General features: G+C 63.4%; 17 protein-coding genes. 15 read left to right on the top strand and 2 right to left on the bottom strand.

What is annotated here, in order from left to right:
* Positions 1-12: 12 nt before the first annotated feature.
* Positions 13-795 carry a hypothetical protein gene (locus CATRI_RS07965; RefSeq protein WP_290216395.1) on the bottom strand — a complete coding sequence of 261 codons (783 nt, stop codon included), beginning with the start codon at positions 793-795 and terminating at the stop codon, positions 13-15.
* On the opposite strand from CATRI_RS07965, the gene rimP reads away from it, so the two are divergent.
* The 11 genes from rimP (at position 794) to CATRI_RS07910 (ending at position 12,002) form a co-directional block, all read left to right on the top strand.
* Entirely contained in the window at positions 794-1,336 is a 543-nt protein-coding gene (gene rimP / locus CATRI_RS07960; protein WP_290216393.1) for a ribosome maturation factor RimP, read from the top strand. The genes CATRI_RS07965 and rimP overlap by 2 nt on opposite strands.
* A complete protein-coding gene (gene nusA, locus CATRI_RS07955; RefSeq protein ID WP_290216391.1) occupies positions 1,333-2,325 on the top strand; it encodes a transcription termination factor NusA in 993 nt (330 codons plus the stop codon). Before rimP ends, nusA begins: the two co-directional genes overlap by 4 nt.
* A gap of 113 nt (positions 2,326-2,438) precedes the next feature.
* Positions 2,439-2,762, top strand: coding sequence for a YlxR family protein (locus tag CATRI_RS07950; protein WP_290216388.1), 324 nt, complete (start codon positions 2,439-2,441; stop codon positions 2,760-2,762).
* A 107-nt stretch (positions 2,763-2,869) separates the two neighbouring features.
* Positions 2,870-5,713, top strand: a complete 2,844-nt coding sequence (gene infB, locus CATRI_RS07945; RefSeq protein ID WP_290216385.1) for a translation initiation factor IF-2 — start codon at positions 2,870-2,872, stop codon at positions 5,711-5,713.
* A 1-nt stretch (position 5,714) separates the two neighbouring features.
* Positions 5,715-6,527: a metallophosphoesterase family protein gene (locus CATRI_RS07940; protein WP_290216383.1), complete on the top strand. Its 813-nt coding sequence runs from the start codon at positions 5,715-5,717 to the stop codon at positions 6,525-6,527.
* Positions 6,528-6,560: 33 nt separating this feature from the next.
* The gene (gene rbfA / locus CATRI_RS07935; protein ID WP_290216381.1) at positions 6,561-6,992 is read left to right on the top strand and encodes a 30S ribosome-binding factor RbfA; all 432 of its coding nucleotides are present in this window, start codon (positions 6,561-6,563) and stop codon (positions 6,990-6,992) included.
* A complete protein-coding gene (locus tag CATRI_RS07930) occupies positions 6,992-7,942 on the top strand; it encodes a DHH family phosphoesterase (protein ID WP_290216379.1) in 951 nt (316 codons plus the stop codon). Before rbfA ends, CATRI_RS07930 begins: the two co-directional genes overlap by 1 nt.
* Positions 7,939-9,228: an MATE family efflux transporter gene (locus CATRI_RS07925; RefSeq protein WP_290216376.1), complete on the top strand. Its 1,290-nt coding sequence runs from the start codon at positions 7,939-7,941 to the stop codon at positions 9,226-9,228. Before CATRI_RS07930 ends, CATRI_RS07925 begins: the two co-directional genes overlap by 4 nt.
* Positions 9,229-9,263: 35 nt before the next feature.
* The gene (locus CATRI_RS07920; protein WP_290216374.1) at positions 9,264-10,073 is read left to right on the top strand and encodes a metallophosphoesterase family protein; all 810 of its coding nucleotides are present in this window, start codon (positions 9,264-9,266) and stop codon (positions 10,071-10,073) included.
* The gene (locus CATRI_RS07915) at positions 10,066-10,731 is read left to right on the top strand and encodes a 4'-phosphopantetheinyl transferase family protein (protein WP_290216372.1); all 666 of its coding nucleotides are present in this window, start codon (positions 10,066-10,068) and stop codon (positions 10,729-10,731) included. Before CATRI_RS07920 ends, CATRI_RS07915 begins: the two co-directional genes overlap by 8 nt.
* Before the next feature lie 332 nt (positions 10,732-11,063).
* A complete protein-coding gene (locus CATRI_RS07910) occupies positions 11,064-12,002 on the top strand; it encodes a putative endonuclease domain-containing protein (protein WP_290216370.1) in 939 nt (312 codons plus the stop codon).
* Here the strand turns inward: CATRI_RS07910 and truB are convergent.
* On the bottom strand, positions 11,995-12,888 hold the full coding sequence (gene truB / locus CATRI_RS07905; protein ID WP_290216368.1) for a tRNA pseudouridine(55) synthase TruB: 894 nt from the start codon (positions 12,886-12,888) through the stop codon (positions 11,995-11,997). The genes CATRI_RS07910 and truB overlap by 8 nt on opposite strands.
* 29 nt (positions 12,889-12,917) lie before the next feature.
* On the opposite strand from truB, the gene CATRI_RS07900 reads away from it, so the two are divergent.
* The 4 genes from CATRI_RS07900 to CATRI_RS07885 are packed head-to-tail and all read left to right on the top strand — an operon-like array spanning position 12,918 to position 15,933.
* Entirely contained in the window at positions 12,918-13,883 is a 966-nt protein-coding gene (locus CATRI_RS07900) for a bifunctional riboflavin kinase/FAD synthetase (protein ID WP_290216365.1), read from the top strand.
* 12 nt (positions 13,884-13,895) lie between these two features.
* The gene (locus tag CATRI_RS07895; RefSeq protein WP_290216363.1) at positions 13,896-14,837 is read left to right on the top strand and encodes a nucleoside hydrolase; all 942 of its coding nucleotides are present in this window, start codon (positions 13,896-13,898) and stop codon (positions 14,835-14,837) included.
* Positions 14,837-15,547, top strand: a complete 711-nt coding sequence (locus CATRI_RS07890; protein ID WP_290216361.1) for a thioredoxin domain-containing protein — start codon at positions 14,837-14,839, stop codon at positions 15,545-15,547. Before CATRI_RS07895 ends, CATRI_RS07890 begins: the two co-directional genes overlap by 1 nt.
* A complete protein-coding gene (locus tag CATRI_RS07885) occupies positions 15,529-15,933 on the top strand; it encodes a hypothetical protein (RefSeq protein WP_290216359.1) in 405 nt (134 codons plus the stop codon). The genes CATRI_RS07890 and CATRI_RS07885 overlap by 19 nt, the downstream gene beginning before the upstream one ends.
* Positions 15,934-16,048 lie beyond the last annotated feature (115 nt).

Below are 16,048 nucleotides of genomic sequence, written 5' to 3'. Positions count from 1 at the left end.
ACTACGGCGAGCTTATGAATCCTGTACTGACAATTGTGTGCTGGCAGCCCCGCGAACCGCCCAGTCGCGCCACGCGGTGGTCTTCGCGTCCACGGCTGATGCCATCCATTCTTGCTCGAGGTTGCGCTCAATGTCCTTGATGGACGGCATTGCCTCGCCTTCGGCTAACTCGTAGCCCGGCTCGGCGACCGGCACTACCTCATACGGTGCCAGCAATTCCTGCAGGCGGAGGATCCGCTGTTGGTGGGCCGCCCGGAGCTTATCGACGTCTGCCGGGTCACCCAGTGCGTTCGCCACCCCGATGGCGTATTCCGCAGCGTATTCCTGCATGAGCATCTCCCGCACCAACGTGGCATCAGCCTTGATGTCCACGTCCACTGGGAAGTCGTTCCCTGGATTCACGTTGATCGCCTGGTCGACGGCAAGGCTGACGAGGAGGGGGCGGGACTCGGCGGGGGCCTTCCCAATTCCATCGATCATCACGGAAAGCCCGTCTCCGCTGGGAGCCTTCTCCGGTTCTAGTTCCCAGGCACACGACTGGGGGGCCGTTCCATCGGCGTGAGTCCCGCACAGACGGGCAATCTCAGCTTCAAGCGCTGCCAGTTCCTCATCGCGGCCGTCGGCGGCAGCGCGATTGGCCAATTGCACCAGTTCCGGATTAGGGGAGGGGCCGAACACCGTCGCGATGTCATCGATGGTGCAGGAAGCGAGCAGGGGCACGATGGTGACGAGGGCGATAGACAGGCGACGGTTCACATCCGACAACTTACCGCCTCGCGATAGGGTGGACTCCATGGCATTCCCCGGTATTGAACAACTCCGCACCTTGATCACTCCCATTGCCCAGCGGCACGGCCTCGATGTCGAAGACATCAAGGTCACGCGCGCAGGCAAGAAGTCGGTCGTGGGGATCCGACTCGATGCTGACAACCGCCCCGATCTCGACCTGCTGGAAGTTGTCTCGCAGGAGATCTCGGCGCTTCTCGACGCCGCGGAGGACCGCGGGGAGATTAATCTCGGTGCCGGGTACACGTTGGAGGTGTCCACGCCGGGCGTAGACACGCCGTTGACCGCGCCGCGGCACTGGCGCCGCAACCGCCACCGTCTGGTTTCCCTCGGTGGGGAGAAGTGGCGCATCGGCGCCCTCAACGACGCCGAGGACGAAGTAGTTCTGGTCCGCACCGTGAAGAAGCACCCAGAGATGCGCGTGTGGCAATTGGATGAATCGGTGCCCGCGGTGGTAGAAATTGAATTCGCGAAAGCGCCGGAAGCCGAACTTGAGCTCACCGGTTTGGACAGTGAACAGGCTCAAGCCTGGCGAGAGGATAACAAGTGAATATTGATCTGCGAGCACTCGAGGCCATCGAGAAAGATAAAGGCATTGCGGTCCAGGAACTGCTGCAGACCATCGGCGGCGCACTGATCCACGCGTACCGCGAGTACCGCGGCGAGGACGACAAATCCCGCGCCCGTGTCGATATCGACACCGCATCCGGCTCCGTCACCATCATTGTCAGCGAGTTGGATGACAACGGCGACGTTGTCTCCGAACACGACGACACCCCCGACAACTTTGCTCGACTCGGCGCACCTGCGGTGCGCGACGCGATCGTCGCCAAGCTGCGGGAAGCCGAAGCCGGCCGGGCCTTCGACGAATACCAAGAATTCGAAGGCCGCGTGGTTTCCGGTGTCGTTCAGCGCGATGTCACCGCCAACTCCCGCGGCATCGTCATCGTCCAACTGGGCACGGACACCGACCCCCAAGACGGCATTCTCCTTCCCGCCGAGCAGATTCCCGGTGAGAAGCTCGAGCACGGCGACCGCATCAAGGCCTACATCGTCGGAGTGAACAAGGGCCCCCGCAACGTGCAGGTCAACCTGTCGCGCACCCACCCAGAGCTAGTCCGCGGACTATTCGAACTCGAGGTCCCCGAGGTGGCCGACGGCTCCGTCGAGATCATCAACATCGCGCGCGAGGCCGGCCACCGCTCTAAGGTCGCCGTCTCGGGAACCGTCAAAGGCCTCAACGCCAAGGGTGCTTGCATCGGCCCGCGCGGACAGCGCGTGACCAACATCATGAACGAGCTTGCCGGTGAAAAGATCGACATCATCGACTACTCCACAGACCCCGCCACCTACGTCGGGAGTGCTTTGGCCCCGTCGAAGGTTGTACGAGTCGAGGTCACCGATGAGGAAGCTCAAACGGCCAAGGTGACCGTCCCGGACTACCAGCTGTCCCTGGCGATCGGCCGCGAAGGGCAAAACGCCCGCCTCGCAGCTCGTCTGACGGGGTGGAAGATCGACATCCACTCAGACGCTGACTAACCCGCTCATCGGGCTGCACTTGGCGCGCTGAGGAATGAAAGAGTTCAATTCCGGAAGAAAATGGCGTAAGCTACTCGTTGGCCTAAGTGCAGCCTGCGATGTGAAGGAGACGAATGACGGAGAACCGCGATCCCCGCGAGATCCGTATCCGTACCTGCATCGCTACCCGAGAGCGCAAACCCGACACTGAATTGCTCCGCATCGTCCTCGATCCTGAGGATGAATATCGGCGGCGGCTCGTGGCGGACCCCTCTCGTCGACTCCCCGGCCGGGGAGCCTGGATCACGCCCAGCGTGACCGCACTGGAGCTAGCGGAACAGCGTCGCGCCTTCGGGCGGGCGTTCCGAGTGTCCACGGCCGTGGACACAGGTCACGTAAGTGCGTACCTCGCAGCAATCGCTGCCGGACCCGACATTGTAAGGAAGACCGAACACTGATGAGCACCCTGTAATGAAGCATCAGCGATGAACGTCACAGACATCATCTAGAGTTCGAGCTCACCCCCCGGGGCTTGCTCGTTCTCTAGAAAACCAAGAGGAGAGAAGTGCCCGGAAAGCTACGCGTACACGAGCTGGCTAAGCAGCTCGGCGTAACCAGTAAGGAACTACTTGCCGCGCTCAAGGAGCAAGGCGAGTTCGTCAAGACCGCATCATCCACCATCGAACCCCCGGTGGTGAAGAAGATGCGCGCTCACTACGACAACAACAGTGGCAGCGCAGACGCTGCCCCCAAGACTTCGGCCGACGCCGCTGCCCCAGCGCCGTCGTCCACCCCCAAGCCCGGTGCACCGAAGCCGGGCGCACCGAAGCCGGCTGCCGCCAAGCCAGCCGCTCCGGCCAAGCCCGCCGCCGCGGCTCCGGCCCCGGCAGCACCGTCTGCCCCGAAGCCCGCTGACAAGCCGGCTCAGCCGACCTTCAAGGAGGCCGGAACCCCGGCCGCGAAGAAGCCTGCCGCCCCCAAGCCGGCCTCTCCGAAGCCCGCTTCATCGGCACCGGCCCAGGCCGACGCGCCGAAGCCTGCCGCCCCGGCTCCGACCCCGGGTTCGGCCATGCCGCGCCCGATGCCGAAGCCGGGTGGCCGCCCCCGCGTGGCTAACAACCCCTTCTCTTCTGGCACTGATCGTCCGGCTCCTCGTCCGGGTGGCGGACGCAGCCAGGGCCCGGGCCAGGGCGGCCCTCGTCCCGGCGGCGCCAAGGGCGGACAGCCGGGCGGCCGCGGTCAGCAAGGCGGTCGCGGTGGTCAGCAGGGCGCTGATCGTGCTGATCGTCCGGCACAGGGCGGCGGACGTCGTCCGAGCCCGGCCATGATGCCGAACCACCCGAGCCCCGGTCAGATGCCGCAGAAGTCTGCTGGCACCGGTGGCCGTGGCGGTCGTGGTGGCGCTGGCGGTGGCCAGGGCGGCCAGGGCGGCGGCTTCCGCCCCGGTGGCGGCGGTGGCGGCGCAGGCCGTGGCGGTCGTCGCGGTGGTACCGCTGGTGCTTTCGGTCGTCCGGGTGGCGCTCCGCGCCGTGGACGTAAGTCGAAGCGTCAGAAGCGTTCCGAGTACGAGGCAATGCAGGCACCGAACGTCATTGGTGGCGTTCGCCTGCCCGACGGCAATGGTGCCACCGTGCGTCTGCGCCGCGGTGCCTCCCTGTCCGACTTCGCTGAGAAGATCAACGCCGATCCGGCCGCATTGGTCCAGGCGCTGTTCAACCTCGGCGAGATGATCACCGCTACCGCAGCTGTGCCGGAGGAGACTCTTCAGCTGCTCGGCGCGGAGATCAACTACGTCGTGGACGTCGTGTCCCCCGAGGACGAGGACCGCGAGCTGCTCGAGTCCTTCGACCTGCAGTTCGGTGAGGACGACGGCGACGAGGACGATCTGGCCAAGCGCCCGCCGGTGGTTACCGTCATGGGTCACGTTGACCACGGTAAGACCCGACTGCTCGACACCATCCGTAAGGCTGAGGTCGGCGCGGGTGAGGCCGGTGGCATCACCCAGGGCATCGGTGCGTACCAGATCAAGCGCGAGGTCGATGGCCGCGAGCGCAAGATCACCTTCCTGGATACCCCGGGCCACGAGGCGTTTACCGCCATGCGTGCCCGTGGCGCCAAGTCCACGGATATTGCGATCCTCGTGGTCGCCGCCGACGACGGTGTCATGCCGCAAACGGTAGAGGCCATCAACCACGCGAAGGCCGCTGACGTGCCGATCGTGGTGGCAGTGAACAAGATCGATAAGCCGGAGGCTCAGCCGGACAAGATCCGTGGCCAGCTCACCGAGTACGGCCTCGTCGCCGAGGAGTATGGCGGCGACACCATGTTCGTCAACATCTCCGCAAAGCAGGGCATCAACATTGATGAGCTGCTGGAGGCTGTCGTTCTGACTGCCGATGCTTCCCTCGACCTGCGGGCAAACCCGGACATGGATGCCCAGGGCGTGGCCATCGAAGCCCACCTCGACCGTGGTCGTGGCCCCGTTGCCACCGTCCTGGTCCAGCGCGGTACCCTCCGCGTCGGTGACTCCATCGTCGTCGGTGACACCTATGGTCGCGTGCGTCGCATGATCGACGAGATGGGTCATGACGTCGAAGAGGCTGGCCCGTCCCGCCCCGTCCAGATGCAGGGCCTCAACGGCGTCCCCGGCGCCGGTGACAACCTGCTCGTGGTCGAGGACGATCGCGTTGCCCGTCAGATCGCTGCTCAGCGTGACGCCCGCAAGCGGGCCGCGATGCAGGCGAAGACCCGCAAGCGCGTGTCCCTGGAGGATCTGGATGCTGTGCTCAAGGAGACCAGCGTTCTCAACCTCATCCTCAAGGGCGACAACGCCGGCTCCGTCGAGGCGCTGGAAGAGTCCCTGCTCAAGATCGAGATGGACGACGAGGTCGAGCTCAACATCATCGACCGCGGTGTCGGTGCCGTCACCCAGACCAACGTGTCGCTGGCTTCGGCCTCCGACGCGGTGATCATCGCCTTCAACGTTCGCGCTGAGGGCAAGGCAACCGAGGAAGCCAACGCAGAGGGCGTTGACATCCGCTACTACACCGTCATTTACCGCGCTATCGAAGAGGTCGAGGCTGCTCTCAAGGGCATGCTCAAGCCGATCTACGAGGAGCGCGAGGTCGGTACCGCCGAGATCCGTGCCATCTTCAAGGCTTCTTCCGTGGGCCTCATCGCAGGTTGCATGGTCGAAAGCGGCAAGGTGCGCCGTAACGCCCCCGTCCGCATCACTCGTGATGGGGCAGTCGTGACCGAAAGCGCCACGATCAATTCGCTGCGTCGGGAAAAGGACGACGTGACTGAGGTCGCGGCCGGCTACGAGTGCGGTATGGTCCTGTCCTACCCGAACATCGAGGTCGGGGACAAGATCACCGTCATCGAGCAGGTCGAGGTTCCGCGCGACTAACATGCCGCGCACCCTCTGGGTGGTCTCGGACCTCCACATCACCTGGCCCGCCAACCGCGAACGCGTTGAGCGTCTGCGGCCGGCGGAGCCAGGTGATTGGCTAATCGTCGTTGGAGATGTGGCAGAGGCTATCGACGTCGTCGTCGATACGCTCGCCGCCCTCCGGCGGCGATTTTCGCGTGTTATCTGGACCCCGGGAAACCACGAGCTGTTCGCCCGCATCACCGACCGTTTTCGCGGGCGCGAGCGCTACCGGGTGCTGGTTGATGCCCTGCGGGAGGTGGGCGTCGATACGCCCGAGGACCCGTATCCCGTATTCGGTGATGTCACCGTCGCCCCGCTGTTTACCCTCTACGATTATTCTTTCCGCCCGCCCGGGCTCACCGCCGAACAGGCCCTCGCCGCCGCAGCCGAAGCGCGGGCCACGCTTGACGACGTCCTCTTCATCGCCCCCTACGTTGACATTCCGGAGTGGTGCCGCGAAAGGGTGGACTACTCTCGCCGACGCCTCGATGCTGTTAAGGGAAAGACCTTCCTGGTCAACCATTGGCCCCTGGTCATCGAACCCACCCAAGCGATGTTTCACCCTGAGATGGCATTGTGGTGCGGCACCACCTTGACCAGGGACTTCGCCAGTAGCTACCGGGCGGTCGCGGTGGCCCACGGCCATCTGCACATGCCGCGCGAGCTGATGATCGAGGGCGTCCCGCATTTCGATGTCTCCCTCGGCTATCCCTTCGAGCAAGCGCACCAACCTCGCCGACCCTGGCCGCTGCCGGGCCTGCGGATCGCACAGGTAGACTCAAGTACCTAAAACACCCCGTCGACTCAAAGGAACCAGCACACCATGGCCGATCACGCCCGCGCCGCCCGGATGGCCAAGCGCATTCAGACCATCGTGGCCTCCGCTATCGAGCGCGAAGTCAAGGACCGTCGCCTCGAGCTCGTCACGGTTACTGACACCCGCGTCACCGGCGATCTGCACGATGCGACCGTCTTTTACACCGTCCGCGGTCGCACCCTGGAGGAAAAACCCGACCTCGACGCCGCTGCCGAGGCCCTCCACCGCGCACGCGGTCAACTGCGCAAGATTGTCGGCGACGAGCTCGGCGTCCGTTTCACCCCGACCCTGTCCTTCGAATATGACGCTGTGCCGGAAGCCTCCGCTCACATGGAGGAGCTGCTCGCCCGGGCCAAGGCTCGCGACGAAGAGCTGGCGCGCCTGAAGGAAAACGCCAAGCCCGCCGGTGACGCGAACCCGTACCGGACGGAAGATTAGTGTCCCTCTACGCCGAGGCAGCGGCGATTATCCGGCCGGCGCGCAAAATTGCCGTCGTCGGCCATATCCGCCCAGACGCGGATGCCATCGGGTCCGTGTGCGCCACCGTCACCGCCCTGCGCCAACTTGGCAAGGACGCGGCCGGCTACATCGGCCAATCGCACCCCTTCGCCGATAACCTGCTGAGCATCCCCGGTGCCGACGAGGTCATCCTCTCCGACGAGCTGCCCGAGGTTGACCTCATCACCACCGTCGACTGCGGGGCGCTTGATCGGACCGGCTCGCTGGCCGAGGACATCGGTCGGCGGGCGGGGGCCACCTTGGTCATCGACCACCACTCATCCAACGCCGGTTTTGGGGCCGTCAACCTCATCGTCCGCGATGCCGAGTCCACGACGACGATCCTGGGCAGGCTTTTTGATGTGCTCGAAGTGCAAATCGACAGGCACATCGCTCATTGCCTGTACGCCGGTTTGCTCACCGATACGGGAGGCTTCCGGTGGGGGAGTGCTGCCATGCACACCTTCGCGGCACAGCTCATGAGAACGGGCATTGATATCCGGGAGATCTCGACGGACCTCCTCGACTCTGGCTCCGTGGCAGACCTACGGATGATTGGCCAGGCGTTATCCCGGGTGGCCGTGTACCAGGCCGGTGAACATCGGGTGGCGGTGATCGTCGCCGACCACGATCTATTGGCCAGTGCCTCACTATCCGCAGCCGAGGGCCTCGTCGACTTCGTTCGTTCCCTGGACAACACTGACTTGGGCGTGGTGTTCAAAGAGTCCGCCCCCGGCCTCTGGCACGCCTCCCTGCGCTCGAATTCCGTGGACGTCTCCCGCGTGGCCGTTGCCATGGGCGGCGGCGGCCATATCCCGGCCGCCGGTTACACCGCCTGCGGAAATGCTGACGAGGTGGTAGCGGCTTTGTTGGCTCAGGTTGGTCGATGAAGGACGTTTCAGCCCGGCAAATTTTCGGTCTCGCCTTTCCCGCCCTGGGAGTCCTCGCTGCCACGCCGCTGTACTTGCTTCTCGACACCGCCGTCATCGGCCGGCTCGGCGCCTTCGAGCTGGCAGCCCTCGCCGTGGGCACGACAGTCCAATCCACCGTCACCACCCAGCTGACCTTCCTCTCCTACGGTACGACGGCCCGCTCGGCCCGCCTCTTCGGCGCGGGCAAGCGCCAAGAAGCCGTCGCCGAAGGCGTGCAGGCAACCTGGGTAGGGTTGGGAGTCGGCCTCGTCATCGCCTCGCTGGTGTGGCTGTTCGCCGAGAGAATTGCACTCGCCATCACCGGAAATCCCGATACAGCTGCCGCGGCAGCAACGTGGATGCACGTCGCGGCGTTAGCGATTCCCTTGACCCTGATTGACATGGCGGGCAACGGTTGGCTGCGCGGCATTCAAAACACGCGATGGCCTTTCTACTTCACCCTCGCCGGGGTCATTCCTGGCGCCATCCTCATCCCGATCCTCGTGTCCCGCTTTGGCCTCGTGGGTTCCGCGTGGGCCAACGTTGTCGGCATTGGTATCAGCTCCATTTGCTTCCTCGCGGCCTTGCACCGGGAACATAGCGGCAGCTGGGCGCCCCGCTGGTCGATCATGCGCCGTCAACTGGTGATGGGCCGCGACCTGATTCTCCGTTCGTTGTCCTTCCAAGTAGCTTTTGTTTCAGCGGCGGCTGTCGCAGCACGTTTTGGCACCGCCTCATTGGCCGCGCACCAGATCCTCCTGCAGCTGTGGAACTTCATTACCCTCGTGCTAGATTCACTCGCCATCGCCGCGCAGGCCCTGACAGGGGCGGCGCTCGGGCGGGGAGCGGTGGACGTCGCCAAGCATGTGGGCAAGAAAGTGACCATCTACTCCATGGTCTTTGCTGCGGGTTTGGCTCTGGTGTTCGCGCTGTTTGCGGGTGTTATTCCGCGCATCTTCACCACCGACCAATCGGTCCTCGACGCGATTGCTACGCCGTGGTGGCTGATGATTTGCATGATCATCCTTGGCGGTGTTGTCTTCGCCCTCGACGGCGTGCTTCTCGGAGCAGGTGACGCTGCCTTCCTCCGCACCATCACCATTGGCGCTGTACTTTTCGGATTCCTGCCAGGCGTATGGATCTCCTTCGCCGTCGACGGCGGACTCACCGGTATCTGGATCGGCTTGCTCGCCTTCATCGTGTTGAGAATGCTGGCGGTGATCTGGCGTTTCCAATCGATGAAGTGGGCTGTGATAGACAAGTGAGGGCATAAGATGACACGAGGAAGGAGGTGGCCAACGTGAGCACCACATTGTGGGCCGTCAGCGACTTACACGCAGCCGTCAAAGCGAATGCGGTTCGCATCGACGAAATCCAACCGGCCGACCCTTCCGACTGGCTCATCGTCGCCGGCGACGTGGCAGAACGCACGGACCTCGTCCTCCGGATCCTTAAACAACTCCGTTCCCGGTTCGCCCAGGTGATCTGGGTGCCCGGCAACCACGAACTCTTCTCCCGCTCTACCGAACGCTTTCAAGGGCGCGACAAGTACACCGAACTGGTGGAAGGCTGCCGCGCCCTTGACATCTTCACCCCGGAAGACCCCTACCCGGTTTTCAACGGAGTGACAATTGTTCCGCTGTTTACCCTGTATGACTACAGTTTCCGCCGACCCGGCCTCACCGTCGAGCAAGCCATCGACGCCGCACGGGCAAAACAGATCATGATGACCGACGAGTTCGCCATCGCCCCCTTCGTCGACATTCGTGCCTGGTGCTGGGACCGACTGGCGTATTCCATCAAACGCCTCTCGCGTATCGACGGCCCGACCATCCTGATCAACCACTGGCCCCTCGTCCAAGATCCCACCCTGGACATGCGCATTTCCGAGATCGGACTGTGGTGCGGCACCCGCCATACCCGCACCTGGCCGGAGCGCTACAAAGCTCAAGCGGTCATATACGGGCACCTCCACATGCCTGGAGAACGCCTCGTCGATGGCATCCCCCACATCGAGGTCTCCCTCGGCTACCCGCGCGAATGGGAACGCCACGGCCACCTCAATGCTTGGCCTTACCCAGTAATGACGGTTGGTGAGAACGATGCTTGATTCCTCTCTCTTCCCCGACTCCGCCAAGTTCTGCTACGTCATCACCGACCGCGAGCGCCCCGACCTGCAGAACTTCCAAGGCCTCCATCCCCTGGAGCAAGCCCTCGTCTTTCACTCCGTTGACCTGCGCAAAGCCGAATTCGGTGATGCTCGTTGGTGCGCCCATCAGGCTCTACGGAACCTTGGCCTCGGCGAAGCCGAACCCATCCTCCGCGGCGAACGCGGCATGCCACTCTGGCCGCCGCACATCACTGGCTCCATGACCCATACCGAGGGATTCCGCGGGGCAGTGGTCGCCCCCCAAACTCATGTCCGCTCCATGGGCCTCGATGCCGAACCCGCCGAACCCCTCCCCTGCGAAGTCGTCAGTTCCATCGCTCGCCCCGGTGAAATGGCCCAACTCGAACGCCTCGCCGTCAACGGCATCGACTGCGCCGACCGCCTCCTCTTCTGCGCAAAAGAAGCGACCTATAAGGCGTGGTTCCCCATGACCCACCGCTGGCTCGGGTTCGAACAGGCGGAAATCGATCTGCGCGACGACGGTACCTTCATCTCCTACCTACTCGTCCGCCCCACACCGGTGCCTTTCATCGAAGGTCGCTGGGTCATCCGCGACGGGTACGTCGTCGCGACGACCGCGGTGATCGCGGGCGCCTGAGTTCGGAAAGTGCGATCTGAGTTCACTCATTAATCGAGTGGGGGACGAGGGGTACTCGGTTAATGAGTGAAGTGGAATTGGTGAAGTCGAATTGCACTTTTGGGTGAGCCTGGTCAGTGCGCAAGGTTGAGGCGTCCGCAGAGCCCGCGGTGGGAAAGTGCGATCTGAGTTCACCCATTAATCGAGTAGGGGACGAGGGGTACTCGATTAATGGGTGAAGTGGAATTGGTCAAGTCGAATTGCACTTTCCGGAACACTCCTGTGGATAACCCCCACTCACATCAGGGCTTCTACACAGCCCAAGCCCTAGCACTCTGCCACGCCTGCCCTCGATGACAAATACTTCGGGTATGCGGGATTGGCGCCAAGAGATCGAGTTCATCAAGCTGCGGAGCGCGCGGGCGGGTACACCGAAGTTCACGAGGGAGCTGGCGCAGGGGAGGTTTATCGCCCTATGCCCGGAAATCGCAGTCCCCGCGGAGGCATTCGAGAGTTTTACCTGGTGGGACAGGGAAGCGATCAGGGCATTTGCGGTGGGCTTAGGGGCGAGAAGGGCAGTGGTGGTGGGTAAGTCGGCGGCGAGACTTCATGGGTTGCCGGTGCTGGGCAGGAATGCTCCGGTGGAATTGTGTTTGCCGGGCGCGTCGAGGGCTCCCCGGCAGGCTCAGTGGCCGAGAGGAGTGGTGTATCGCTACACGCAACTGTGGGATGAGCACATCGTCGAGGAGGCGGGGGTCAGGGTCACGCGCTTAATCCGGACGGCTGCCGACCTGGCGCGATTCGAGGGGGTTGCGGATGGGATTCTGGCTTTTGACGCGATTTTGCGGATGGATCAGATCACCAAGCCCGTGGCAATGCAGCACCTGGATGGCTTGGGGCGGATGAAGTTTCGCTCGCGGGCGATCAGGGCGCTGGAGCTGGCGGATGGGCGGGCGGAGAGCCCGGCGGAGTCGTGGGCTCGGGCGCAGATCCTGTTGGTCGACCTTCCGGAGGTCACGAGCATCGAGGTACAACCCAAACTATTGGGCGGACGTTACCGGGGAGACTTGCTGGTCAATGGGTATCTTGTGGTGGAAACCGACGGGGAGCAGAAGTACGACGGGGCCACGACGGGGGTCGAGCCGCGGGAGCAGATGAGAAAGGATCGGGAGAGGGATCGCGCGTTGACGAATGCCGGTATCCCTCGCATCCATGTGACGTGGGCAGACTTGGCCGCAAGCAACGGGGACCACAGCCGCTTTATCCAGATGCTGCTTCGAGCGCTCAGATAGTGCTCGGGCGGGCCACGAACACGGTGGCCAGGCGTTTACCCTTTTCCCTAATCAGCGCAATGGAACGTCCGTCGGGGGCGACAGCCGCGTGGGTGCCGGAGAGCCCGCGGGGTTCGAGCCATTTGCCCATGGCCAGGGCGGCCGCCTCCTCCTCGCTGACGTGGAGGACCGGGTAGGAGCGGGCGAGGGCGTCGTCAAGGCTGAGCGAGAGTCGGGGGGAGGCTTCCAGCTCGTCGAGCGTTAGCGCATCACTCAACTGGAACGGGCCGACCTCTGTTCGTCGGAGGGCGGTGAGGTGCCCGCCGACGCCGAGCGCTTCCCCGAGATCGCGGGCAAGCGAACGGATGTAGGTGCCGGAGGAACAATCGACGGTGACGTCGATGTCGAGGTAGTCAGCGGGACGTCGATAAGCAAGTGCCTCGAAGCGGCTGACGGCGACAGGGCGGGCCGGAATGTCGATCTCCTCACCGGCTCGGACGCGCTCGTGCGCGCGCTTGCCATCGATCTTGATGGCGCTCACGGACGCGGGCCGCTGCATGATGTCGCCGGTCAGCGCCGCCATGGCGGCGAGCACGTCGTCATTGCTTATCGACGCCGCCCCAGCCTCACTCAGCACCTCACCCTCGGCGTCATCGGTCGTCGTCGACGCGCCGAGGCGAATGGTGGCGTCATAAGATTTCGTGGTGGCAACGAGGTGGGCGAGGAACTTGGTGCCTCGTTCGATGCCGACGACCAGCACGCCGGTGGCCATGGGATCGAGCGTCCCGGCGTGGCCGACCCGGCGAGTGGAGAAGATCCGGCGGAGGCGGGCCACGACATCGTGGGAGGTCATCCCGGCTGGCTTGTCCACCACGACGAGCCCCGAGCTGGCTAGTGCATCAGTCATACGGGAAGTGTATGCCGTAGTCTGAAGCGGTGATTGTTTGGCACGGAATAGGCAATGTCCCGGCGTCCCTTGAGGCGTCTGTCGTCACCATTGGCGTTTTTGATGGCGTGCACCGCGGGCATCAGCAACTCATCGAGCGGGCTTCCCAACTGGCTGAGGAACGCGGTATCCCCGCCGTCATGGTCACTTTCGACCCACACCCATTGTCGGTGTTCCTGCCCGAACGTGCCCCCATGATGCTCACGAGCCTGGAACAGCGCCTAGCCCTGGCTGGGGAGATGGGTATTGATGCGGCTCTGGTCGTCGACTTCACCCGCGAGCTCGCGGGCTTGAACCCGCAGGAGTACTTCACGGAGCTGCTCCATAACACCTTGGGCGCCACGGCCCTAGTAGTGGGGGAGAACTTCACTTTTGGCAAGGATGCCGCAGGTACGGCCGATACTGCCCGGGAAATTGGCAAGGAACTTGGCATCGATGTCGAGATTGTCGAGCTACTGCAGGAAGACGGACAGCGCATCTGCTCCTCCTCGATCCGGGACTACCTCCAAGCCGGTGACGTCGAACACGCCGCGTGGGCTCTGGGCCACCCCTACACCATCACCGGGCCTGTCGTCCGTGGCGCTGGTCGGGGCGGAAAGCAACTCGGTTTCCCCACCGCCAACCAGTACTTTCTTGACGACGTCGCCCTTCCCGCCGACGGCGTCTACGCCGGATGGTTCACCGTCAAAGGCCCCCGCGCTATTGATGGCGACATGGAACCGGGAGTGGCCTACCCGGCGGCGATCTCCGTGGGCACCAATCCCACCTTCGGAGACGAGCGACGCAGCGTCGAATCCTTCATCCTGGACCGCGACGCTGACCTCTACGGGTACGAAGCTGACGTCGCCTTCATCGGTCACATTCGCAGCATGGAAAAGTTCACGTCTGTCGAAGAATTGCTCACAGCCATCAATAATGATGTGAGTAAGGTCCGCGAAATCCTCGACATCAACTAGGAGTCCGACACCATGGCACGCAAAGTAATCCTCGATCTAGACACCGGTATTGATGACGCGCTCGCCCTGGTTTACGCGCTTAGCTCGCCTGAACTGGAGTTGATCGGTGTCACCGGTACTTATGGCAACGTCCTCGTCGAAACCGGGGTTCGCAATGCCCTGGCTATCTTGGAGCTCTTCGGCCGCGAGGAAGTGCCGGTGTTTGCCGGCCCGCAAAAACCCGGGTTCGAGGTCCTTGAGATCTCCTCCTTCATCCACGGTTCCAACGGTGTGGGGGAGGCCGTGCTGCCTGAACCGAAAGCGCAGGTGCAGGAGGAAGGTGCGGTGGATTTCCTGCTGCGGTCCGTGCGGGAGCATGGCGATGACCTCGTGATTGTGCCGACGGGGCCATCGACCACCATAGCGGCGGCCGTGGATGCAGACCCCTTCTTCGCCGAGAACGCGCACATCGTCATGATGGGCGGAGCCCTCACCGTGCCCGGCAACATCAAACACTGGGCCGAGGTGAATATCCATCAAGACCCGGAGGCCTCTGACCTGGTGTTCCGGCGCTGCCGCGACGTCTCGATGATCGGGCTCGATGTCACACTCCGGACCCTGCTCACGGTTAAGGAAACGGCTGTCTGGCGGGAGCTGGGTACCGCGCGTGGCACCTTCCTCGCCGATGCCACCGACTACTACATCCGCTCCTACGAAAAATTTGATCCAGATCTCGGGGGCTGCGGGCTCCACGATCCTTTGGCCGTGGCGGTGGCCGCTGATCCGACGCTGGTGAGCACCGTGGATATCAACATGATGGTGGACACCGAAGGCCCCACTCGCGGGCGCACCATCGGCGACCACACCAGGCTCAATGATCCAGTGAAGACCTCCCGAGTCGCGGTAGGCGTGGATGTGGATCGCTTCCTCGGTGAGTTCATGTCCCGGTTGACCTCCCTGGCAGGTGAGCACTGATGGAATTCAAAGAGGGCGTCGCCGCCTTCGACCCCGTGACCTTGCGCATCGCCGCCGAGCAGCTGCCGCTGGTGAACTTGCCTGCCGAATTGGACGGCGAGCTACCCCACCTCCTCGCCGGTTTATCCGTCGTAGAGGTCACGCCCTTCGCGGTCACCTGCACAATCGATACGGGGCTCATGTCGTGGGATGCCTCGCGGGTGTCCTTCAACGGGTACCGCGGGGGAAGCTACCAGGGCGTTCTCGTTCAGGAAGGGATGGTTGCCGAGGTGGGGGAGGTGACTCTCGCCCGGGCACCCATGCGCTTGGGGGAACACCAAGTCTGGGCATGGTTCGCCGAGCTGCCCAGCGAAACTCAAGAGGAGCTCGATGCCTGGGCCATCGTGGCGGGCGTGCGCGGCTGGATGAAGACGTTTTCGGCTAAGGCCCACACCACACCCATTCAGGTACCGGCGCAACAGGTCGACTACGAGGCCTTTGTCAAGGGAATGGATCGGCCGACTCGGCAAAGAATCACGCTCGACCTCGATGACCGGGGAGCGCGCGTCGAAGCCGAGACTGTCATCATCCGCAGTGCGATGCGCGCTCCACAGCAGCCCGTGGTGCTGGGGGAGAATGGTCCCGTGCTCGTGTGGTTCAGCGAAGAAAACTCGACGCTGCCATTCGCGATTGTGTACACGGAGGCGGATGCATGGCTGCCACAGGCGTGAACATCCGCGATGTCCTCTCCGTCGAGCAGGTGAAAAAAGAGGCGGACTATGAGGATTTCCTGGCGGGTAAAGCGATAGTGGAATCCACGGGCGTCGAGGTCATCTACCAGGGGCCACGGCGGTTGGGTGGCATCATTCGTAATCCCAAGCCCTTCACCGCCTCCTTGGAATGGGACGGAAAGTCGATATCGGTAGCGCCCGGCTGCTCCTGTCCGGACGTGGCGGGCCTGTTTAAGACCTGGTGCGAACACTCGGTGGCGCTGGCCGTACATTTCCTCGACGTTGACGACGTGAAAGCGGCCTTTGACGAAGACGATCTGCCAAGGCCCAAGCTCACTCTCCTTCGCTTCGACAATGAGGAAGACGATGAAGGATTTGGTCGCTAGCCACCCGGGCCGGTAACATACCCCGAGGCTCATCATGACTGCGGTTCACAGCAGTCGCGCCGCCCGGAGCCCCGGGACATTTCATGTGGACTGAAACAACGAGAAGAGAATCATC

The sequence above is a fragment of the Corynebacterium atrinae genome, from assembly GCF_030408455.1.
Classification (GTDB): Bacteria; Actinomycetota; Actinomycetes; order Mycobacteriales; family Mycobacteriaceae; genus Corynebacterium; species Corynebacterium atrinae.
Note: the sequence above shows the minus strand (reverse complement) of the source record. Positions and strands in the feature narration are given on the sequence as shown.

Bases quoted from the DNA above. Each gene is read 5' to 3' on its own strand.
- rimP (WP_290216393.1), top strand. From the start codon at position 794: ATGGCATTCCCCGGTATTGAACAACTCCGCACCTTGATCACTCCCATT.
- CATRI_RS07965 (WP_290216395.1), bottom strand. From the start codon at position 795: ATGGAGTCCACCCTATCGCGAGGCGGTAAGTTGTCGGATGTGAACCGT.
- CATRI_RS07950 (WP_290216388.1), top strand. From the start codon at position 2,439: ATGACGGAGAACCGCGATCCCCGCGAGATCCGTATCCGTACCTGCATC.
- CATRI_RS07940 (WP_290216383.1), top strand. From the start codon at position 5,715: ATGCCGCGCACCCTCTGGGTGGTCTCGGACCTCCACATCACCTGGCCC.
- rbfA (WP_290216381.1), top strand. From the start codon at position 6,561: ATGGCCGATCACGCCCGCGCCGCCCGGATGGCCAAGCGCATTCAGACC.
- CATRI_RS07925 (WP_290216376.1), top strand. From the start codon at position 7,939: ATGAAGGACGTTTCAGCCCGGCAAATTTTCGGTCTCGCCTTTCCCGCC.
- CATRI_RS07915 (WP_290216372.1), top strand. From the start codon at position 10,066: ATGCTTGATTCCTCTCTCTTCCCCGACTCCGCCAAGTTCTGCTACGTC.
- CATRI_RS07910 (WP_290216370.1), top strand. From the start codon at position 11,064: ATGACAAATACTTCGGGTATGCGGGATTGGCGCCAAGAGATCGAGTTC.
- truB (WP_290216368.1), bottom strand. From the start codon at position 12,888: ATGACTGATGCACTAGCCAGCTCGGGGCTCGTCGTGGTGGACAAGCCA.
- CATRI_RS07895 (WP_290216363.1), top strand. From the start codon at position 13,896: ATGGCACGCAAAGTAATCCTCGATCTAGACACCGGTATTGATGACGCG.
- CATRI_RS07890 (WP_290216361.1), top strand. From the start codon at position 14,837: ATGGAATTCAAAGAGGGCGTCGCCGCCTTCGACCCCGTGACCTTGCGC.
- CATRI_RS07885 (WP_290216359.1), top strand. From the start codon at position 15,529: ATGGCTGCCACAGGCGTGAACATCCGCGATGTCCTCTCCGTCGAGCAG.